20 protein-coding genes and 1 tRNA gene are annotated in these 20,107 nt (G+C 41.7%); 15 read left to right on the plus strand and 6 right to left on the minus strand.

Annotated elements, in window-relative coordinates; translation table 11 throughout:
* Positions 1–92: 92 nt before the first annotated feature.
* The 5 genes from ACH59B_RS08900 (at position 93) to nspC (ending at position 5,858) form a co-directional block, all read left to right on the plus strand.
* The gene (locus tag ACH59B_RS08900) at positions 93–716 is read left to right on the plus strand and encodes an SMI1/KNR4 family protein (protein WP_045243918.1); all 624 of its coding nucleotides are present in this window, start codon (positions 93–95) and stop codon (positions 714–716) included.
* 181 nt (positions 717–897) lie between these two features.
* Positions 898–2,778: a molecular chaperone HtpG gene (htpG, locus tag ACH59B_RS08905; RefSeq protein ID WP_017425881.1), complete on the plus strand. Its 1,881-nt coding sequence runs from the start codon at positions 898–900 to the stop codon at positions 2,776–2,778.
* A 155-nt stretch (positions 2,779–2,933) separates the two neighbouring features.
* Positions 2,934–3,194 (plus strand): bacteriocin immunity protein, encoded by a 261-nt coding sequence (locus ACH59B_RS08910; protein WP_016819675.1) that lies wholly within the window; start codon positions 2,934–2,936, stop codon positions 3,192–3,194.
* 316 nt (positions 3,195–3,510) lie between these two features.
* On the plus strand, positions 3,511–4,710 hold the full coding sequence (locus tag ACH59B_RS08915; RefSeq protein WP_016819676.1) for a saccharopine dehydrogenase family protein: 1,200 nt from the start codon (positions 3,511–3,513) through the stop codon (positions 4,708–4,710).
* An 8-nt stretch (positions 4,711–4,718) separates the two neighbouring features.
* Positions 4,719–5,858 (plus strand): carboxynorspermidine decarboxylase, encoded by a 1,140-nt coding sequence (gene nspC / locus ACH59B_RS08920; RefSeq protein ID WP_016819677.1) that lies wholly within the window; start codon positions 4,719–4,721, stop codon positions 5,856–5,858.
* A 112-nt stretch (positions 5,859–5,970) separates the two neighbouring features.
* On the opposite strand, the gene ACH59B_RS08925 is transcribed toward nspC, so the two are convergent.
* Positions 5,971–6,468 (minus strand): hypothetical protein, encoded by a 498-nt coding sequence (locus ACH59B_RS08925; RefSeq protein WP_045243917.1) that lies wholly within the window; start codon positions 6,466–6,468, stop codon positions 5,971–5,973.
* 335 nt (positions 6,469–6,803) lie between these two features.
* Positions 6,804–7,298, minus strand: coding sequence for a hypothetical protein (locus ACH59B_RS08930; protein ID WP_016819679.1), 495 nt, complete (start codon positions 7,296–7,298; stop codon positions 6,804–6,806).
* A gap of 297 nt (positions 7,299–7,595) precedes the next feature.
* On the opposite strand from ACH59B_RS08930, the gene ACH59B_RS08935 reads away from it, so the two are divergent.
* Positions 7,596–8,111, plus strand: coding sequence for a hypothetical protein (locus tag ACH59B_RS08935; protein ID WP_102997807.1), 516 nt, complete (start codon positions 7,596–7,598; stop codon positions 8,109–8,111).
* A 72-nt stretch (positions 8,112–8,183) separates the two neighbouring features.
* Positions 8,184–8,693 (plus strand): GNAT family N-acetyltransferase, encoded by a 510-nt coding sequence (locus ACH59B_RS08940; RefSeq protein WP_102997808.1) that lies wholly within the window; start codon positions 8,184–8,186, stop codon positions 8,691–8,693.
* A gap of 101 nt (positions 8,694–8,794) precedes the next feature.
* Here ACH59B_RS08940 and ACH59B_RS08945 read toward each other — a convergent pair whose 3' ends face one another.
* Complete coding sequence (locus ACH59B_RS08945; RefSeq protein ID WP_102997809.1) at positions 8,795–9,229, minus strand: N-acetyltransferase; 435 nt, start codon at positions 9,227–9,229, stop codon at positions 8,795–8,797.
* Positions 9,230–9,607: 378 nt separating this feature from the next.
* Here ACH59B_RS08945 and ACH59B_RS08950 point away from each other — a divergent pair.
* Positions 9,608–9,692: transfer RNA gene (locus ACH59B_RS08950), tRNA-Leu, on the plus strand.
* 92 nt (positions 9,693–9,784) lie between these two features.
* On the opposite strand, the gene ACH59B_RS08955 is transcribed toward ACH59B_RS08950, so the two are convergent.
* The gene (locus tag ACH59B_RS08955) at positions 9,785–10,315 is read right to left on the minus strand and encodes an NAD(P)H-dependent oxidoreductase (protein WP_102997810.1); all 531 of its coding nucleotides are present in this window, start codon (positions 10,313–10,315) and stop codon (positions 9,785–9,787) included.
* Between the two features lie 197 nt (positions 10,316–10,512).
* Between ACH59B_RS08955 and ACH59B_RS08960 the strand changes: the two genes are divergently transcribed.
* Positions 10,513–10,869: a helix-turn-helix domain-containing protein gene (locus tag ACH59B_RS08960; RefSeq protein WP_017425873.1), complete on the plus strand. Its 357-nt coding sequence runs from the start codon at positions 10,513–10,515 to the stop codon at positions 10,867–10,869.
* A 215-nt stretch (positions 10,870–11,084) separates the two neighbouring features.
* Positions 11,085–12,263 carry an enoyl-ACP reductase FabV gene (gene fabV / locus ACH59B_RS08965; RefSeq protein WP_102997811.1) on the plus strand — a complete coding sequence of 393 codons (1,179 nt, stop codon included), beginning with the start codon at positions 11,085–11,087 and terminating at the stop codon, positions 12,261–12,263.
* A gap of 109 nt (positions 12,264–12,372) precedes the next feature.
* On the opposite strand, the gene ACH59B_RS08970 is transcribed toward fabV, so the two are convergent.
* Entirely contained in the window at positions 12,373–12,576 is a 204-nt protein-coding gene (locus ACH59B_RS08970) for a hypothetical protein (protein WP_102997812.1), read from the minus strand.
* Between the two features lie 167 nt (positions 12,577–12,743).
* Here ACH59B_RS08970 and ACH59B_RS08975 point away from each other — a divergent pair, with 167 nt between their 5' ends.
* The 3 genes from ACH59B_RS08975 (at position 12,744) to ACH59B_RS08985 (ending at position 15,684) form a co-directional block, all read left to right on the plus strand.
* Positions 12,744–13,895 carry a sn-glycerol-1-phosphate dehydrogenase gene (locus ACH59B_RS08975; protein WP_102997813.1) on the plus strand — a complete coding sequence of 384 codons (1,152 nt, stop codon included), beginning with the start codon at positions 12,744–12,746 and terminating at the stop codon, positions 13,893–13,895.
* Between the two features lie 190 nt (positions 13,896–14,085).
* Positions 14,086–15,171 carry a GntR family transcriptional regulator gene (locus ACH59B_RS08980; protein ID WP_102997814.1) on the plus strand — a complete coding sequence of 362 codons (1,086 nt, stop codon included), beginning with the start codon at positions 14,086–14,088 and terminating at the stop codon, positions 15,169–15,171.
* A 264-nt stretch (positions 15,172–15,435) separates the two neighbouring features.
* Positions 15,436–15,684 carry a hypothetical protein gene (locus ACH59B_RS08985; protein WP_225164868.1) on the plus strand — a complete coding sequence of 83 codons (249 nt, stop codon included), beginning with the start codon at positions 15,436–15,438 and terminating at the stop codon, positions 15,682–15,684.
* 200 nt (positions 15,685–15,884) lie between these two features.
* Here ACH59B_RS08985 and ACH59B_RS08990 read toward each other — a convergent pair whose 3' ends face one another.
* On the minus strand, positions 15,885–16,469 hold the full coding sequence (locus ACH59B_RS08990) for a helix-turn-helix transcriptional regulator (protein WP_013370447.1): 585 nt from the start codon (positions 16,467–16,469) through the stop codon (positions 15,885–15,887).
* A 983-nt stretch (positions 16,470–17,452) separates the two neighbouring features.
* Between ACH59B_RS08990 and ACH59B_RS08995 the strand changes: the two genes are divergently transcribed.
* Positions 17,453–17,764 (plus strand): hypothetical protein, encoded by a 312-nt coding sequence (locus ACH59B_RS08995; protein WP_025364546.1) that lies wholly within the window; start codon positions 17,453–17,455, stop codon positions 17,762–17,764.
* 1,019 nt (positions 17,765–18,783) lie between these two features.
* Complete coding sequence (locus ACH59B_RS09000; protein ID WP_102997815.1) at positions 18,784–19,920, plus strand: polysaccharide deacetylase; 1,137 nt, start codon at positions 18,784–18,786, stop codon at positions 19,918–19,920.
* The last annotated feature ends 187 nt before the right edge of the window (positions 19,921–20,107 follow it).

Consider the following 20,107-nt stretch of genomic DNA (forward strand, 5'->3'; position numbering starts at 1 on the left):
GCATATGATTGCAATGCTATTCTCATATAGAGACGCATGAGGCATACATCTATGATGCAAAATGCGAATAAAAAGGAAAGAGGTGTGAGGACATGGACAAGAAAGCGGATATTCGCACATCCATGAAGGAGTTATTTGCACAGATGGATGAAGCCTTTTTTATGGATGTGGAAGAAAATGTACCGTTCGAAATGCGTGATGGGAACGTCGATGAGGAGGGATGGATCAAGTGGAAGCCCCTTCCTTCACAGATTACAGAACAGGAAGTTCGGGAGATGGAAGAAAAATACCATTTTGAACTGCCGCCTCTGCTGAGGAATTTTATCATGTCCTACCATTATGTATCTTTACAATTCGATAATGAATCTATTCCGGGAGTATACTGGAGCGATTGTACGTTTGTAGAGTTTCCACGTCTGCCAGCAGGTCAAGGCTTAAAGGCATTTTATGATTTGATCGATCAATGGTCACCTTTGCTGTCAGCAGGCTATATTCCATTTGCCATTGCAGAAGACGATCAAGGCCCTGTATGTTTAAATGTAGGCAGCAGACATAAGGACGGCGATTATCCTATTGTCTGGTTCTTTCACGAGGATCTCCGGCATTTGGATGAGGATGAGCTACAGATTAGGAGTAACCTGCTTCCCCATGTGCAGGGGCTGTTTCCATCCACTGTCGAAATGTTTAACGTTATGTTTAAGCAAATCGGGCACTAACGATTCCCTGAAATGGAATTTTACTGTGCAGATTAACCAAGATATTGACATAAAAAATGAGGAATGTTATAAAAAAGGTAGGCTAGCACTCGAATGATGGGAGTGCTAACAAAGCTGAATCGTTTGCATAGCTCTTATCCGCTGGCCTTACATAGGTTTATATTTGAAAGGAGATATTCGAATGGAGAAAAAACAGTTTCAGGCTGAGTCCAAGCGTCTGCTCGAAATGATGATTAACTCGATTTACACTCAAAAGGAAATTTTCCTAAGAGAGCTGATCTCCAACGCAAGTGATGCGATTGACAAAATCTATTACAAAGCACTGACAGACGATCAATTAGTCTTTGACAAAGAGAATTATTATATTAAAGTAATTGCCGATAAGGATCATAGAACGCTAACTCTGCGTGATACCGGGATTGGGATGACCAAGGAAGAACTGGAAAATAACCTGGGCGTCATTGCTAAAAGTGGCTCACTGGCATTCAAAAATGAAAATGAGTCCAAGGATGGTCATGACATTATCGGTCAATTCGGCGTCGGCTTCTATTCAGCTTTCATGGTAGCAGATGTAGTTACAGTAACGACCAAGGCTTTGGGAAGCGATACTGCTTATAAATGGGAATCTACAGGTGCTGACGGTTATACCATTGAGGTGGCTGAGAAGGACGAGGTCGGAACCGAGATTGTTCTGAAAATCAAGGAAAACACCGAGGATGAGTCCTACGACGAATATTTGGACGAGTACCGTTTAAAAGCGCTTATTAAAAAATACTCCGACTTTATCCGCTACCCGATTAAAATGGATGTTACAGGCAAGCGTCTGAAAGAAGGAAGCGATAACGAGTTTGAGGATTACAAAGAAGAACAGCGTATTAACAGCATGGTGCCCATCTGGAGAAAAAATAAAAGCGAGCTAACCGACGAGGATTATCAAAATTTCTACGCGGAAAAACGCTATGGCTACGACAAGCCGCTCCAGCATATCCATGTCAGCGCGGACGGCGCGGTAGTGTACCAAGCGATTTTGTTTATTCCTGAGAATATTCCGTTTGATTTTTACTCTAAGGAATATGAAAAAGGGTTGGAGTTGTATGCTAACGGTGTGCTGATCATGGAAAAATCTCCTGACCTGCTGCCGGATTATTTTAGCTTTGTAAAAGGTATGGTTGACTCCGAAAGCCTGTCACTCAACATTTCGAGAGAAATGCTGCAGCATGATCGTCAGTTGAAGCTGATTGCCAAAAATATTGAAAGCAAAATTAAAGGCCAGCTGTTGACTCTGCTCAAAAATGATCGGGAGAAATATGATCAATTCTACAAATCATTTGGAAGACAATTGAAATTTGGTGTCTACAACGATTACGGCAGACATAAAGAAACCCTTCAGGATCTGCTTATGTTCTACTCTTCTACAGAGAAAAAGCAGGTTACTTTGGACGAATATGTATCTCGTATGCCAGAGGATCAAAAGTATATTTATTATGCTTCCGGGGAGTCCAATGAGCGTATTGAAAAGCTACCGCAGACCGAATTGGTGGCCGATAAAGGCTACGAAATTTTGTACTTCACTGATGATATTGATGAGTTCGCTATTAAAATGCTCTTAAGCTATAAAGAGAAAGAATTCAAATCCGTATCGAGTGGCGATCTGGGCATTGAGTCTGACGAAAATGAGAAAGAAACTGAAGCGGAACAAAACGACAACAAGGAGTTGTTCGAGTACATGAAGGGCTTGCTGGAAGGCAAAGTATCCAGTGTTAAAGCCTCCAAGCGCTTGAAGACACATCCGGTATGTCTGTCCGCTGACGGCGAAGTGACTATTGAGATGGAGAAAATTTTGAACGCCATGCCGAATAACGCCGATGTCAAAGCGAATAAAGTGCTGGAAATCAACGTGAACCATGCGGTGTTCAACTCTTTGAAAGAAGCCTTTGCCGAGGATAAGGAGAAAGTGAACCTCTACACGGCATTGCTGTATAATCAGGCTTTGCTGATCGAGGGCTTGCCGCTGCAAGATCCGGTTGAATTCACGAACGATATTTGCAAAATCATGGTTTAATTTGCTTTATTATGATATAGAGCCGTTCCCACACCGGGGGCGGCTTTATTTATTATGACACTTCTTAAAGCTCCACAATAGGCCATATAACGCTTACAGTAGAAGCATAAGGCCTTGCACTGTGCCGACTATTCAATACCTAGGAGGGCGATTGTATGAGTCTGGATCGAGATCCATTGAACCCCCAAAGTTTAAGCCGAAGTGAGCTTATACAGTTGGTGGAAAAAATCATCAGAGGCGAGGGAACAGAGGAGGAACTCGACAGCATGCTGACCGTAGTCATGCAAAATACACCTCATCCGGGGATTAGTAATTTGATCTACTGGGATGACCGTGATTTGAGTGCGGCAGAGATTGTAGATGAAGCATTACGCTATCAGCCCATTTTTCTACCGCCTCATGAATCTTCTTCATAGGACGCGGAGGGGTAGTCTTTTGTTAAAAAATAAGATAATATAATTTTTTTAAAGGTTATGAGCATCATATTCAAGAAAACTTCCGTTAAAGGTGTGCTGGCTTCCCTGTAATGTATGGAGAAATGTCTGCTTTTTGCTCGCTTTACGGAGAATTTATGCCTAATTTTGGGGTTTGTAAAATTTTTGTGACATGCTCCTGTGAATTTTGACACAGCAAATTGTCGTTTTTCTTGATTATTTGGTGGGATGTCTTTATAATCATTTTGTTTGCAAGAATGAATAGCGATTAGCGTATGGAATAAGGAGGTTATTTATTTTGGGAAAAGCATTGATTATTGGCGCCGGTGGCGTGGCCAGCGTTGTGGTGCATAAATGTTGCCAAAACCCAGATGTATTTGAAGAAATTTGTATCGCAAGCAGAACTGTTGAGAAATGCGATGCGCTTAAAGAGAAGCTGGGTGGAGGTCGTACGAAGATCCAAACGGCTCAGCTTGATGCTGACAACACCGACATGGTCATTGACTTGATTCGAAGCTTTCAACCGGATGTAGTTATCAATGTGGCTCTCCCTTATCAGGATTTGACGATAATGGATGCTTGCCTTGAGACAGGTGTTCATTACGTTGATACGGCGAACTATGAACCGCCGGATACGCCGAAGTTTGAATACAGCTGGCAATGGGCCTACAAAGAAAGATTCGAAAAAGCAGGAATTACAGCTCTGCTGGGCAGCGGTTTTGATCCAGGCGTGACTGGAGTATTTACGGCTTATGCTCAAAAGCACTATTTTGATGAAATTCATACGATTGATATTGTGGATGCGAATGCAGGGGACCACGGATATCCTTTTGCAACTAATTTTAATCCGGAAATCAATATTCGTGAAATTACAGCGAAAGGCCGTTACTTTGAAAACGGAGAATGGATTGAAACTGAGCCACTTTCTGAGAAAAAGGTATACGACCTGCCTGAAATTGGACCGAAAAATATATATCTTTTGTACCATGAAGAACTGGAATCTCTTGCAGTGAATATTAAAGGCGTGAAAAAAATCCGCTTCTGGATGACGTTCTCGGATAATTATCTGAATCATTTGAACGTACTTCAAAACGTGGGCATGACTTCGATCGAGCCTATTGATTATGAAGGGCAACAAATCATTCCACTGCAATTCCTGAAAGCTATTTTACCGGACCCGGCTTCTCTGGGACCAAGAACAAAAGGCAAAACAAACATTGGCTGCATCATCCAAGGCGTGAAAGATGGAAAGCCAAAAACCTATTATGTTTACAACGTTTGTGATCATGAAGAATGTTATGCAGAGGTTGGCTCCCAAGCCATTTCTTACACAACAGGTGTTCCGGCTATGATCGGTGCAATGCTTATCATCAAAGGCCTCTGGAAAAAACCAGGCGTTTACAACGTTGAGGAATTCGATCCAGATCCATTCATGGAAGCACTAAATAAACACGGATTGCCATGGCAAGAGAACTTTACGCCAACGTTGCTTGATTGAGGTCTGCGATGAATATTGATATTACCGGACTCCCATCACCTTGTTATCTTGTTGACGAAAGACTTCTTGTCAAAAACCTTGAGGTTTTGAATTCTGTACAAGAGCGGACAGGTTGCAGTATTCTGCTCGCTCTTAAGGGTTTTTCGATGTTTTCGACCTTTCCTCTGGTTGGCAAATACTTAAAAGGCGTAACCTCCAGCTCGTTGTTCGAGGCAAGACTCGGTCGCGAGAAAATGGACAAGGAGGTTCACGTATACGCACCTGCTTATGTTGACAGTGAATTTGATGAGCTATTGGAGTATGTTGACCATATTGTTTTCAACTCCTTTGATCAACTGAAACGCTTCAAAAGCAGAGTGCAAGGCGTAACTTCCAAAAAAATCGACATCGGCATTCGAGTAAATCCAGAATATTCGGAAATCGAAACGCCGCTGTATGATCCTTGCTACAACAACTCCAGAATGGGTGTGACTCTGGCTAACTTTAGACCTGAGGATCTGGATGGCGTGGACGGTATTCATTTTCATACGATGTGTGAACAGAATTCAGATACGCTGGAGCGTACCATTAAAGTCGTGGATGAGAAATTTGGGCCATACATTAAGCAAATGAAATGGCTCAATTTCGGCGGCGGTCACCATATTACCAGAGAAGACTATGACCTGGACACGCTGGTACGTTGTATTCAATACTTTCAGGATAAATACGGTGTGCAAGTTTATCTTGAGCCAGGCGAAGCCATCGCCTTGAACACCGGATATCTGGTTGCGACTGTATTGGATACAATGAAGAACGGAATGGACATTGCCATTCTGGATACTTCGGCTGAATGTCATATGCCTGATGTACTGGCTATGCCTTACCGCCCGAACATCATTGGCGCAGGCAAGCCTGGTGAATATGCACATACCTACAGACTCGGTGGACTTACTTGCTTGGCCGGCGATGTCATTGGTGACTATTCCTTTAAAGAACCATTGAAGCCAGGAGACAAACTTGTATTCTGCGACATGGCCCATTACACGATGGTCAAAAACCACATGTTTAACGGAGTCAACCTGCCAGCCATCGCCAGCTACAATGACGAAGAAGGCATCAAGGTAATCCGTCAGTTCTCCTACGAGGACTTTAGCTCGCGTTTGTCGTAAGGAATAAATAATGTGAAGTGACTTAACACAAGAAGCCGCGTCCCTGAAATAGGGGCACGGCTTTTGTAGTTAGTATTTATTGATTTTCTAACTACTAAGTAAATACATAATTTTAGTTAGGTTCAGTAGAGACTTTATAAAAGAACGTTCTGCCTGTGTAAGGTTCAAGTCCTGGTGCTTCGACGACTAGGTAGTATTCCTTACCTTTTTCAAATTCTACATCTAAAAAATATTGATCGTCTCTTGAACGACTCAATTTATGACGATTACTATTATAAACAGTCATTTGCAACCAGGAATCAGGGTATCTGTCTCCCTGAATGGTAAAATGAACTTTTTGCGATTCATAAGCCTTAAATTTATATACATCATAGGCTTCCCATACTCCAGGAACCCCTTCTTTACCAAGGGTCCCAATGATAGAATCACCTACAAAAAAGGGGTTAGCTTGTTCGAAGGTGCCATTTGGTTCCTGTTCATTTCCCGTAAGGGTTGGAACAGCAATTAGTTGCTTGTTTGCTGTAGGGTTTGTTTCTTCGGCTGCAGCGATACCAGCAGTAGTACTCAGCATAAGTGTAAGACCTAATGAAGCTAGCAACGTCTTTTTCATGATTAAGAGTCCTTTCTCTTTTGGATTTATATTTATTTACATAAGTATATTAGTAATTTATTTTAGGGTTATTTATGCATATCATTCACTAGATAAATGATATGCATAAAAGAAATAATATGTGTGAGTATAATAGAATTGTTGTTATAAGATGATGGTCTTCCAAGATGAAGAAGTATAAACGAGCCACAAGTACGGAGAAGGTAAGAGCGTAATTCGGCAGTTCTCCTACGAGGATAGCGCGTTTGTGGTAAGACAAGAGTTGTTAAAAAGTGTGAAAATGTAATCCTGTAAAAGGATCGCGTTTTTTTGTTAACTTCAATTTATCCTTTGATCTACTTGATCGTAGAAGTAACTTTATAGTCGAATAATTGTCCTAACTCAGCACCGGGTGTTTCTACGACCAGGTAGTACCATTTGCCAGCTTCAAGATTTTTACCTAAAGAGTATTCACGATCATTTGCATATCTAATGAAGTGTCCGTTACTGTCAGCCAAACCAAGTCTCAGCCATGTATTAGGATATATGTCCCCTTGAATATTAAATTGATACCAACCAGACTGAAAGGCTTTAAACTTATAATAATCGCTATTGTCATAACCCCCATCGATGTGTTTGCCTATTTCCCCATAGATGTCAACTCCCACCAGTATTTCACTAGCTTCATCAAACCAGTTATTAGGCTCTCTGTCAGTCCCATTTCCAAAGAGCTGGATAGATTCCTTTTGTAATGCGGGTGCTCCTTCTTGAGCTTCTTGAGCAGATGCAACGGCGGTAGATGTAGTTAATAGAAGTGCAAGACCTAGTGTGGAAATAATTGCCTTTTTCATTTAATAATCTCTTCCCTTCTTTTGTTTTGAGATTTATATGATATATATTGCTAATACCATCCATTATTATATAGTGTATTCCAATAAATTGGAATAAAAATGGAACAATAAACAAAAATATATATTTTCTTGTCACAATTATGTGTTTTTACAAATTTATTCACTAAACTTCAATTAGGAATTAGCCAACTTGCTGTATACTATAAAGTTCCATCTTAATATGCTTTTATGAAAAGTAGCATTCTATTTTAGGGGTAACAGAAGCTATGTTATACTCAATAATTGGAGGTGAAAAAAATGTTCGACCCGACCGTTTTTGATAATTTAAAAGTAGCTATGGAAAATGCGGTTTACGATCTGGATAATTTGGATTCACGTATTAACATTACACAGCGGACCGATAGGTTGGAGATGTCGGTAATGTCCCGTGAATTTGGCGTACAGTTCAGCCTGAGAGAACAGCCGGGTGTGACGGCAGAGCTTCAACTAAAGATGGATTTAAACAACCTGGCTGCAGAAATATTGGAAATGGAAGATCAAACTCCGGGATGTAGCTTGTTGCTGTATTTTGATATGAAGATTCGAGAGATTGTGACACAATGCAGCCAGATTGAAAATATACTGACCGACATTTGGAAGCCCGAACTTCGACCAGTACAAACGTTAAGTCAGATTTACGGAGAGAAGACGTCTACATACCACAACAGGATTGAACTCCGATTTTCCAGGCAAATTAACGAAGATCAGATGGAGGATATTTCAGAGTTGTTGGAACACGTGTTGCTGACGCTTATGGAATTAAACAAGGTCTAACCCCCTCTTTCTCTTAATGAAAGACAGGCTGTTGTCGTTGGGGGGATGTAGAGGTAAAGGAGCTAGGAATATATGATAAATGAACACGATTTTTCTGAAATATATGCGATTATGGAATCTTCTTTTCCAGCATCAGAATGCAGGACGTTTGAGGCTCAAAAGGCTTTATTGAAGCATCCTAGCTATCGTATTATCACTGAAAAAAATGAGCAGGGGAACATAGTGGCTTTTTTGGCAGGTTGGGAATTCGCGCATTTTCGGTTTGTAGAGCATATTGCGGTAGATTCCCATATACGAGGTGGCGGATTAGGCCAAAAGCTTATGGGTAGATTTATATCGCAGTCTGATCATCCGGTAGTGCTGGAGGTTGAGCCGCCAGTGGATGAATGGTCACGGAGAAGAATCGGTTTTTACGAACGATTGGGATTCCATCTGAACCATTTTGAATATGTACAGCCCCCTTTAAGAGAAGGACAGGCGGATCTGCGGCTTCAGATTATGAGCTATCCAGGTGCGTTGGCTGAATCGGCGTTTGCTCCGTTTAAAGAGACTTTATATACCGAGGTTTATGGGCTTAAATAAGAGACCAGACAGTAGTAGATAAAAGTAAAAGGCTCTGCTTGTTCCGTATGGGTACGGGAGCGGGGCCTTTGCTCTAAAAAGCTAGATGTGCTTCATTGTTGTTAATGTTTTGTCCATACCATCACAAATTCCTTCTCACCAGTCTCGGCATCCACTGACTCTGCTTGAATGGTAAATCCACTTTTAGTATAAAAGTTAAATGCTTTCGTGTTTGACTGATACACCTTTAATTGAATTTCCTCATGCTGTTGCTTAACCCCATCTAATAGTAACTTGCCATAGCCTTTTCTTTGAGAATCAACACGTATAAACAGAGCAGCCAAGTATCCATCCAACATGGAAACAAAGCCGCCAATCGTATGATCATCTTGTATGATAACGTAGTTTTGAGCGAGGGGAAGGTATTTGTTCTCCATCTCGGCAGCTTGAGATGTCCAATACTGCGGAGCAATAAAATGATGGGCTTCTATAGAAGCATCCAGCCAGATGGCTACCAGTTCCTTTAATTCTTCTACTTTCGCAGGTCTAATCGACATTGTAACGCCTCTTTTCACAATATGTAATCGTATCTAGTAGAGTATGATGTTGAAATAAAAAAGACCGTCCGTGGACGGTCTTTCTACCCGTGGCGCTTAATTAAAGCCTTGATCCGCATCCCGCGCCTCCGTCAACTCTGTAAATTAGAGAATAACGGACCGGGTAAGGGATACGCTCAACATACAATTATTGATGTTGACGCACCTCCTTTCCTGATGCGTTCATCTTACCATATCTGGTTGGTGATATCCAGTGATTTTCTTGTATTTACTAGCATTATTCATAGAAAATATAATATAAATCGTCTTGCTTTTAAGCTCTATTCAAGATATAATCTTAATTACGGTGATTAAAGTATCGCCATCAATACATAGTATGCGGTCGTGGCGGAATTGGCAGACGCGCACGGTTCAGGTCCGTGTGGGCTAACCCCCCGTGGAGGTTCGAGTCCTCTCGACCGCATTATACCTAACAATTACAGGTTCTTGGATTGGCTGAATGCCTCCAAGAGCCTGTTTTTATATGGTTAAGATGCGTGCTATTAAACAGCCATTTTATTTATGCTGGAATATATATTTAATATAATCTTTTGCACTCTGGTTAATGTCTTCATCACTTGCTTGAAACGAGGCTCCGAAGACAGCGAAATAGGGTAATGTTACGGCGCCCACATGTACTGCGCTTGCTTTAAAAGGGGCTATAACTTCATCTACCGTAAATGTAACGGAACCAGTAGATAAGTAGTTTTCTTTTTTATCGCCAATCGACATGGCGATCCCTAGCTTCTTTCCTTTTAACTTATCACCTTTTGAACCATAAGCCCATCCATGGGCAAAAACATCATCAAACCACTTTTTTAATAGAGGAGGGTAACTATACCAGTATAAAGGGAACTGAAATATGATATTGCTGTGTGCTTCAAGTAACTTTTGTTCTTTCAAAACATCAATATTCCAGTTGGGATACTTTTTATAAATTTCATGAATTGTAATTTCATTGGAATATCGAAGCAATTCTTGTTTCCATCTTTGATTTACTCTGGAATTTTCAATATTCGGGTGTGCTAAAATTACGAGAGTCTTCATCATCAATCACCTTTCTTACATCGCATCATTTGCTTTTTGTGGATACGTATTATTATTCTGTAGGCTATAAAAAATGTAAATACACACAATAAAGTAATATAGTTACTTGAAAGTGTGCGTGGTACTTAGAGTGAAGATATGTGATTATAAAATGAATCCGATAAACTTAGTTATTTTAGTCTTGAAGAGGTGGTAGTATGAAACAATATAATTTAGGCATAGAAGCAACACTGGAGATCATCGGAGGTAAGTGGAAATCCTTAATCATATGCTTATTAATGTCTGGTAGAAAGAGGACCAGTGAATTACAGCGTAGTATTGCAGGCATTTCTCAAAAGGTTCTTATACAGCAACTTCGTGAACTTGAGAAGGATGGGATCATAGGCAGACATGTGTATAATCAAATGCCTCCAAAAGTGGAGTACTATATAACGGAATATGGAATTACAGCAAATGAAATTATTGATTTAATGTGTACCTGGGGAAGGACTAATATCAAAATAAGACAAGAGAAAGGAGAAGATGTGATATTGCTAGAAAATAAGTCCAAATGAATATTGGAGTTAAAGAGCGCTGTAGACTATGATGTTTACGGCGATTTTCTTTTTGGCGTAGAGTCGCAGTTCGGGGATATCTGTGTCATAGTATTTGATCGTTTACCTTCAAGACCATGTTATATGTTGAGCCGCAAGCTGATTTGTAATATAGTTATGACTGGACAACCATTCCATCAATATTAAATGAATGCCAAAGTAGGGGGACCCTTGCAATGATTATTAAACCGAAAATTCGTGGTTTCATATGTACGACTGCGCATCCTGCAGGATGTGCGGCTCACGTTAATCGTCAAATCGACTACATCAAAGACAGCACGGGATTACAAGGAGCTAAAAAGGTACTTGTGATCGGAGCATCCACAGGTTATGGACTGGCTTCCCGCATTGCTGCGAGCTTCGGTATGGGAGCTGACACCGTAGGAGTATCCTTTGAACGTCCTGCTTCAGAGGGGCGCACGGCTTCGGCAGGCTGGTACAATACAGTGGCCTTTGAAAGAGCAGCCAGAGCGGCTGGCTACATAGCGGAGAGCATTAATGGAGATGCTTTTTCCCATGAAATTAAGCAGGAGACGTTGAAGCTGGTCAAAGAAAAGCTGGGCAAGGTAGACCTGATTGTATATAGTGTCGCCTCACCGCGACGGACACATCCTGATACGGGAGAAACCTTTAATTCCGTTCTCAAGCCCATTGGACAGACGTTTACGAATAAAACGGTGAATACGAACACAGGTGTTGTGTCGGAAATTACGCTTGAACCAGCAACGCAGGAGGAGATTGATAACACCATCACGGTCATGGGTGGCGAGGATTGGTCCCTGTGGTTAAAAGCGTTGGAAGAAGCCGACCTGCTGGCTGAAGGGGTAACCACACTGGCTTACTCGTATATTGGTCCTGAGATTACGGAGGCTATTTATCGTAAAGGAACCATTGGCCAAGCTAAAAATGATTTGGAAGCCACAGCACATACGTTAACAAAGCAACTGGAGCGTTATCGTGGGAAGGCCTACGTTTCAGTGAATAAAGCTTTGGTTACACAATCCAGTTCGGCTATACCTGTTGTGCCTCTGTATATTTCCTTACTGTTTAAGGTCATGAAAGAAAAGGGACTGCACGAGGGTTGTATTGAGCAGGCGCAACGTCTGTTCGAGGCATTATACAGTGGGTCCACTGTGGAAACAGACGATGAAGGACGCATTCGTCTGGACAACTGGGAAATGAGAGAGGATGTGCAGCAAGCTGTTAAAGCGGCTTGGTCTGAGATCACTACCGAAAACGTATCCGAACTGGGTGATCTTGAGCAATATCGTCTGGATTTCCTTCAATTGTTTGGATTCGGTTTTGATGAAATTGATTATGAATTGGACGTTGATCCAGAAGTTCACACAACTTAGGTGAAAATGTGCTAAACCAAAAACGGGTACTCTCAAGCTGCAAATGGCTTGTGAGGCCCGTTTTTTTATGTATGCAGTCAAATTAAAATGGTCTGGCTTTCAACAGAATTCATTGAGAATTGGACGTAGAAAGCGACTTTCGGTGCAGCAAGCGAAAAACGGCAATGGTAATGATAATCCCTGCAATGCCAAAAACCGTGACAGAAGTCAGTGCACGATAAGCTTGCCAGCCGAACAAAAAAGCAACCCCACTGCCAAACGTTGTACCTGCCAGTAAACCGAGCGAACAGGCAATATCTGTTCCAAATTTCATAATCTTGTTCCTTTCGAATGGTTGAATTGAATCGTAACTTGTACGTTTTTTCTGGACTTGTACCCACAATTGTGCGTACAATTAAATAGTAACCGTTTTCAAACGGAATCTATTATTAGTATGGATCATTCTTGTACAAATTATTCCTTTTTCAGGAGGCTGATGAAATGAATATGAATGAGCAGATTAAGCTGTGGAACGAAGAGGCGCAGGCTAGTAACACTGATCATCCTCACCGAAAGGTTGAATTGTTTATCGAGGTACGGGATGGAGCACTTGAATCCATTGCTTCTTATTTGAATCAACAGAATTATAAGCATGTTACTCTAGTAGAGGATGAGCATACTTCAGCGGCAGCAGGGAAGAAAGTAGCTGATTTAATCCGTGAAGCAGGTTTGACAGTTGATGTAGTTCGGCTGCCTCCGAATGCGGTAGGGGATGTTATTGCTGATGAAACTTATATCATGAAGGTTTTGCTGGGTGTGGCGGATCAAAGTCAGGCTGTGCTTGCTGTAGGGTCAGGTACGATTCATGATCTGGTTCGCTTTGTGTGCTATAAAATGAATCGTCCGTTCTTGTCAGTCCCAACGGCTGCATCTGTAGATGGTTTTACCTCAGCTGGGGCCCCATTAATTGTGGATGGCAGCAAGCAGACGTTCCAAGCCGTTCCGCCGGAGGCGATCTTCGCTGACTTGTCCGTACTGGCAAGTGCCCCTCAAGTGATGACTGCCGCGGGTTTTGGCGATATGCTCGGTAAGTTTACCTCATTAGCGGACTGGCATGTGTCCAGAGATTTGGGAAACGAGCCGTATTCACCTGTAGCTAATCGAATTACCGAGGAGGCTTTACGTGCTTGTGTAGAGCATGTCGATGAGATCGCGGCCGGCAGTAAGGCAGGGGTCGAGGTGTTGATGAATGCGCTGATTGCATCCGGTATTTCGATGTTGATGATTGATCATTCCCGTCCTGCCTCAGGGGGAGAACATCATATTTCTCACCGAATTGAAATGGATTTTATTGCAGAGGGGCGCAAGCAAGTTTTGCATGGTGCCAAGGTGGGCGTTGCCTCCGCTTTGCTGTCTGACATGTATAGGGAATTGGCTGCCACTCAGAAAGTGGAGGCATTTGAAGTATATCGGACTTTGCCTACATCGGAACAGATGCGTGCATGGCTAGCTCAGGTGGGAGGTCCGTCTACCATTGCTGAGCTGGGGGTTACACAGGAACAACTTGCTCGTGCTTTGCGCACGGCACATACTTTGCGTGATCGCTATACCGGACTCAAGTATATGAATGAACATCAGTTGCTTCGTTCATAATGTGCTGCATCACACCAGAGTTCTTTATACATTCAGTCTAAGCATGAGAAAGGGATTGGTGAATGGGTTTACGCCTCCGGCAGCTATACAACGATATTATGCTCCTGTAACACTTGTATGTACAAATGAATGCTATGCTATAATTGTGGAATACGAGTAGATACATGATATGGAAAGTACGGAGGAAATGATGGCGCCCAAATATATACAGGTTAAACAGGAAATTTTATCATGGATTCATTCATCCAAACTGGAGCCGCAAAGCCAGCTTCCTTCTGAACATGAAATGTCTGAACAATTTGCAGTTAGTCGGCAAACGGTGCGTCAGGCGCTGGGTGAACTGGTACAGGCAGGTTGGCTGTTTCGCATACAGGGTAAGGGAACCTTTGTCGCAACACGGGATCTGAAGCAGCCCGAAGATCCACGGACGATTGGAGTTGTGACAACTTATATATCGGATTATATTTTTCCATCCATTGTACAGGGAATTGAGTCCAAGCTAAGCCGCCAAGGCTACAAACTGCTATTATCAAGTACAGGCAATGATCCTGAGCAAGAGCGTCAATGCCTGAAAATGCTGCTGAGTCAACCACTGAGCGGAATTATTATTGAGCCGACTAAAAGCGGGGAACGTAATCCCAATTTGAACTATTATTTAACCGTGGAGAATCGCCAAATCCCTTATTTAATGATCAATGCGCGTTATGAGGAGATGGATGCACCTTGTTTGCGTTTGGATGATGAAAAGGGTGGTTTTTTGGCGGCAGAGCATTTGATCAAGCTGGGGCACCGGCGATTGGCCGGATTTTTCAAAACCGATGATATGCAAGGAATTCTGCGGATGAAGGGATTTGTAGCCGCTCACCGTAAATATGGAGTGACGTTACATCCAAACGCAGTAACGACGTACCGGACTGAAGAAAAAAATGAGCTTCCGTTACAACGCGCATCACAGCTGTTGGCGATGAAGACAGGGGAACGTCCGACCGGATGGGTGACCTATAATGATGAATTGGCGGTGCGGCTGCTGGATATTGTACGTTCGGCGGGCCTCAGTATTCCCCAGGATCTGTCACTGGTTGGGTTTGATGATTCATTTTTGGCGACAGCCACGGAAGTCAAACTTACAACCATTCGGCACCCCAAGGAAGAATTGGGGTTACGTGCCGCCGATACCATGCTATCGATGATTGAAGAGAAGGGGTATTGTGAAGAAGAGCGTCAGTGGATTATACCTCCAGAGTTAATTGTACGCGAATCCACGGGGCCAGCTTAGGAAATGTTTAGTGAATTTTAAGTTGATGGTATGTTACTGGATACACGGAGCAGCCTGTTTTCTGGATTGCAGAAAAGGGGCTGTTTTTCTATATATTTTGAAAATGTGTACATAAATCTATCAAAAAGATATATAAAAAAGGTTGATTAGTTAGTTGTACGTACAAGTGTGCGATGAGAGTGGTGCCAGAAATGAAAGTAAGAAGAGTGACCTATGTATGTTAGAAACATTAAATAAGGACGTTTGGGAGGTCAACTGGCAGCCATGGCTATGGGAGCTGAAGTTGGGGCGGAGGATATGACAATCGCCGAAACAGCGCGTCATATGGCACGTATGCGTGAAGAGAGCTTCAAGCCAATCCCTGAGAACGTGGACATCTATAATAAGCTCTATGAGGAATACAGCCGTCTTCACGACTACTTTGGATGTGGGGGCAACCCGGTTATGAAAAGGCTGAAGGCCACCAAGGCAGAAGCTGGACGTTCAACTGAAGCGGCAAGCACTCATTCCTAAGAAGTTACAAATTATAAGCAAGAAGCATTTAAATTTTACTATCTAAAAAGCACAGTACGCCAGAATCGGCAGACTGTGCTTTTTTGCTTTTATATTCTGTAAATCACATGATGTGAAAGTCTCATTGAATGAAAGATGGTAATGCGTTCCTTTCAAAGACTTTCATGAAAATTTCAATCGTTTCGTTTTAAAGGACATTGTTACTTTTTCAGCATGGCATCAGCAAACAAAATGGATTTTGGAATACGGAAAAACTGTTCCGCCTGATCCTGGAAGGTTTGCGAAGGAACGGTACCCTGATGCAACCATTTCCGAAATGTACCCGGGTGAACGCCAATCCAATGACTGACATCAGTCACCGAAATATCATGTACCATGCACAAACCCGCCAAAATCCGGTTTTTAACTGGAGAACGAGTTACAGTCCGTTTCATGAAACGGGACGGTGATGGTTGACAAATGAGCGGTGAACGCCGGACAACCTCTTCATTAAATAGAATATGGTGCGGATAACCAAGTGTATTACACGTCTTTTCCAGATTAGTGTTGCCGGGAATGCGACCTTCATATACCCACGCGCTGACGCTGCGAGAGGAGATGGAAAGCTCCTCGGCAAGTTGGGACAGTTTAATGTCATTAGCCATCAAAACGGCAAGCAAAACGCGATTGCGTACTTGACAGCGTGTTGGTTTGCGAAAACGTTTGACACGCACGCCTTTTCCCAAATATTTGCGATTGATCAGAGACCACGCCTGAATGGAATGTTTGTCTTGTTGTTTAGGCATATACCCTCCGATTTTTTTTAAACACATACTACTATACCCGAAGGGGGCTTTGCAAGTGACTCTTCTCCTGATTTTCTTTTAATCCCATGGGCTTAACCGGTTTATGGAAAATAAGGTCCATTTGGCCTATAAAAATGGAAGTTTAAGGTGTCGATATATTAAAATGTGACATTTTTTATGGAAATGGAGGTAATATGTTCTTCTCTTATGATTGTAAGGTTGTACAGAGAGAACAGTGGGTTTTTACAGCCCAACATGCAATTTTTTGACGAGAAAAAGGGAGGTTATACAGCTAGATGATTTGTGAAAAGGAAATGGTATGGTAAATGTAATTAAGATCGGAGTTAAGGTTCTCTCTAAGGATGAAACGACTGGCGAGATAGCTTATAAAGAGGTTATGGCTACGCTCAATTACGAAGCGGATTAGATTTACAAAATTCATTTGAGCGGTCAGATGATTGAATCTACCGATAGCCATCTGTTTTGGGGGGATAGGACAAGGGATGGACGTTTGTTAAAAATTTCAAGGTTGAGACTTGCTTATTCAGAGTGACGGGAATGCACTTAAGAAAGACAGTATTAAATTATTACACAAGCAGGCAACGGTTTACAACATGACAGTCGATAGTTCCAAACGCACCTCGTAAGCGACCTTAGTATTTGGTGCACAGTATAGGTACGTGTGGAATATTAATAGTGGTAATTCAACAAACATATAATAAAATTCTAAAAAAATATACAAGAAAAAGCGGATACAGCTTTTAAGCAATTTCAAGGAGAATCCGGACCATCCAAGTCTGAATTTCGAGTATCTAGATGGTGCCCCAAATGGTAGAAAGTATGTGTCTGCCTGAGTTTATGGTTCTTACCGGGCTTATAGTAATTTGAGAACGGTATAATTGAGTGACTTGGAATGATCAACACGACTACAAGACCGACCTTAGGGAATTAAATGCTGCTTATTAAGTTTAAAGAGGAGTCTTATGGGATGGAAACATATTATTCTAGAGGCAAATTGTTTCTATGAAGATAATGAAGAGAATCATGATTCAAAATGTTGTAAGGGAAATATAGGTGTTCATTGTTTAACTTACAACCAAGATGGTCACCAAATTTGTCCCAATCTGGTTTTTGGTAAAAGTAGGACATCTGTTATTGCAATAGATAAAGATGGTAATGCTGCAGACTCTTCTACGTTCTGGACGGACGAAAAATTAAGCCCTGAAGAATGGGTGAGAAGAGAAGAAGAATGGCTAGATGAGAAGAGAAGGCTAATGAATATGAATGGTAAGTAACAGCATTTAAAAAAGTTTGGGCAAGAGAAAGACTTTGAAAATATACCATTCTCAAGGTCTTTACTTTTACCCCCACCAAATGCCCAATGAATCGGGCGGTATACTACGAAAGATCCGCATGAAGATCCTCTTATATGCCTCTACCACATGTATGAGGTTGATAATTATATCTCTTTATCACATCACTAACCTCTAATATTTGGGTCCATAACACTAACTGTGTGCAAGCATGGATTATAAGAGATACTTGTATTGGTCTTCAGAATACATTCGGTAAAGAAGCTGCTAATTAATTCTCAAATGTAATGAAAAAATGGATCTGCTGACTTTATATTTATTGAACAAGAAGGCTTTATTATTAAAAAAGATGGAAGGGTTTTTGAAAATGATGGAAGGACTATTAACACTCAATTTTCCAATACAAATGAATTACTTGCTAAGTAGCATATTAAACTGATAAGTTGGGACTCTACCCCACCAATCAAGGATAATTTTCCTGATGCCAAATAATAAGGAAAAACGCGTGTATATGATGTCATTATCAAAGCTGCAAAGGACGACTATACGAGTAACTTAAAACAAAATTATAAAGCACTTGAAATTCCTTATGGTGATTTCAGGTGCTTTTATTTGTGTTCGTATAATTCTATAAATCTAGTAACATAACTATGACATTTGAGGTATATAGCTTCTACACAGGAGGAGGCATACAATCCATTCCACTTTTATTCTTCTAAATACGGTCGATTTATTCACAACTTTGTAACTTATTTGGTAAGATGGATTGCGAGATTGTTTTCAAATTGTTTTACTATATTTACCTACTATAGTCTGGTAATCTATTAATATGTATAGGGGGCCAAAAGACGTCCGGTTCAGTCGGTCGAGATGCGTTTATGTTCTATATGTTGAGTGAATGTCTATATTGCCATGTCTATATCGTCATGTCTGTATAACTTCATAGACAAGCTAGAGATAGCTCCCGCACATTATAAAATACAGCACAGGATGGTGTAATGATGAAGCTTTTAAAAGTAAAATGGATGGCTGTATGCTTGATGGCAATCTGTTGTTTGGGGTTGCTGGGTATACATACGAATACAGCGAGTGCACAAGCGAAGGCTCCTTTACTTGGGGTCAATGATGTGTTGCTAGATTCGAATACAATTAAGCCCGTAATGGAAAATGATAAGTTGTATGTTCCTATCGTGACACTGGGGCAAAAGATGGGCATTTCTACTTCGGCCAATGGAAATACATTGGTGCTGACTGGGCATAATCGCAGCTTTACGCTGGATTTGAACAAGGGTGATGTGTTTGAACGTGGAGGACGTACGATGGTGCCAATCCGCACTTTGACCGATGCGTTTGGCTTCACTATTACGATTCCTACGAGTAATGTGTATCGAATTCAGAATGCAAACGCTAGTTTGTCTGATGCTCAGTTCTTGAATACATTTGCGGCAGAAATTAAACAGTATGCAGCTGTTAAGCCAGGCAAAACTAGCAATACAGGCAGCACGGGAAATGCCAAGCCTTCCAGCCGTACAATCTATTTGAGCTTTGATGATGGTCCAACGGCGCACACGTCGCAGCTGCTGGATATTCTGGACAAATATAATGCCAAGGCTACGTTCTTCATGTTGGGACCTGAAATTCGTCAACATAGCGCAGTGATGAAGAGAATGGTAGACGCAGGGCATGGTTTGGGCCTGCATGGGATGACACACCAGGTGAAAAAGATCTATGCATCCCCGGCAGCAGCACTGGCAGAGATGAATCAGGATAATGAGATTTTATTTAAGGCCACAGGGAAACGCACTTCTTTGATTCGTACACCTTATGGCAGCAAACCCTATTTGAAGAAAGCATACCGTGATCAACTGACGGGTGCAGGCTATCATATTTGGGACTGGAACATAGATTCCAATGATTGGCGTTATACTAAAAATCCGCAGCATTTTGTACAGACGGTCCTCAGTGATATTAAGAGACTGAAAAAGCAAGGTAGAACACCAGTCGTTCTTATGCATGATAAGCCATCTACGATCAAGGTGCTTCCACAAATCATGGCGGCCTTGCAGAAAGAAGGATATTCGTTCGAGCCGTTGAATGATAACCTGACTCCGCTTAATTTTTGGAACGATCACCGTTAATAGAATAAACTTGAAAGGAAAGCAGGCTGCCCTACTTCAATTTTTTGAGAGGGGGTAGCCTGTTTTTTTATATAAACGATAAGCAGAAACCAAGCGTCATGGATAAAGTAGATGCACAATTGTTATATTCCCTCAAAAAATAAGTAAGGCACCTTTATCGCTCCTTTATAGGGGCTTTGAAGGTGCT

This window comes from Paenibacillus sp. DP01, assembly GCF_044784315.1.
Classification (GTDB): Bacteria; Bacillota; Bacilli; order Paenibacillales; family Paenibacillaceae; genus Paenibacillus; species Paenibacillus polymyxa.

Excerpts from the sequence above, each read along its gene's own strand:
- ACH59B_RS08930 (WP_016819679.1), bottom strand. The coding sequence starts at position 7,298 with ATGAAAAAGGCAATTATTTCCACACTAGGTCTTGCACTTCTATTAACT.
- ACH59B_RS08975 (WP_102997813.1), top strand. The coding sequence starts at position 12,744 with ATGAATATGAATGAGCAGATTAAGCTGTGGAACGAAGAGGCGCAGGCT.
- nspC (WP_016819677.1), top strand. The coding sequence starts at position 4,719 with ATGAATATTGATATTACCGGACTCCCATCACCTTGTTATCTTGTTGAC.
- ACH59B_RS08990 (WP_013370447.1), bottom strand. The coding sequence starts at position 16,469 with ATGCCTAAACAACAAGACAAACATTCCATTCAGGCGTGGTCTCTGATC.
- ACH59B_RS08970 (WP_102997812.1), bottom strand. The coding sequence starts at position 12,576 with ATGAAATTTGGAACAGATATTGCCTGTTCGCTCGGTTTACTGGCAGGT.
- htpG (WP_017425881.1), top strand. The coding sequence starts at position 898 with ATGGAGAAAAAACAGTTTCAGGCTGAGTCCAAGCGTCTGCTCGAAATG.
- fabV (WP_102997811.1), top strand. The coding sequence starts at position 11,085 with ATGATTATTAAACCGAAAATTCGTGGTTTCATATGTACGACTGCGCAT.
- ACH59B_RS08925 (WP_045243917.1), bottom strand. The coding sequence starts at position 6,468 with ATGAAAAAGACGTTGCTAGCTTCATTAGGTCTTACACTTATGCTGAGT.
- ACH59B_RS08955 (WP_102997810.1), bottom strand. The coding sequence starts at position 10,315 with ATGAAGACTCTCGTAATTTTAGCACACCCGAATATTGAAAATTCCAGA.
- ACH59B_RS08985 (WP_225164868.1), top strand. The coding sequence starts at position 15,436 with ATGGCTATGGGAGCTGAAGTTGGGGCGGAGGATATGACAATCGCCGAA.
- ACH59B_RS08980 (WP_102997814.1), top strand. The coding sequence starts at position 14,086 with ATGGCGCCCAAATATATACAGGTTAAACAGGAAATTTTATCATGGATT.
- ACH59B_RS09000 (WP_102997815.1), top strand. The coding sequence starts at position 18,784 with ATGAAGCTTTTAAAAGTAAAATGGATGGCTGTATGCTTGATGGCAATC.
- ACH59B_RS08960 (WP_017425873.1), top strand. The coding sequence starts at position 10,513 with ATGAAACAATATAATTTAGGCATAGAAGCAACACTGGAGATCATCGGA.
- ACH59B_RS08995 (WP_025364546.1), top strand. The coding sequence starts at position 17,453 with ATGGGATGGAAACATATTATTCTAGAGGCAAATTGTTTCTATGAAGAT.
- ACH59B_RS08910 (WP_016819675.1), top strand. The coding sequence starts at position 2,934 with ATGAGTCTGGATCGAGATCCATTGAACCCCCAAAGTTTAAGCCGAAGT.
- ACH59B_RS08940 (WP_102997808.1), top strand. The coding sequence starts at position 8,184 with ATGATAAATGAACACGATTTTTCTGAAATATATGCGATTATGGAATCT.
- ACH59B_RS08900 (WP_045243918.1), top strand. The coding sequence starts at position 93 with ATGGACAAGAAAGCGGATATTCGCACATCCATGAAGGAGTTATTTGCA.
- ACH59B_RS08945 (WP_102997809.1), bottom strand. The coding sequence starts at position 9,229 with ATGTCGATTAGACCTGCGAAAGTAGAAGAATTAAAGGAACTGGTAGCC.
- ACH59B_RS08935 (WP_102997807.1), top strand. The coding sequence starts at position 7,596 with ATGTTCGACCCGACCGTTTTTGATAATTTAAAAGTAGCTATGGAAAAT.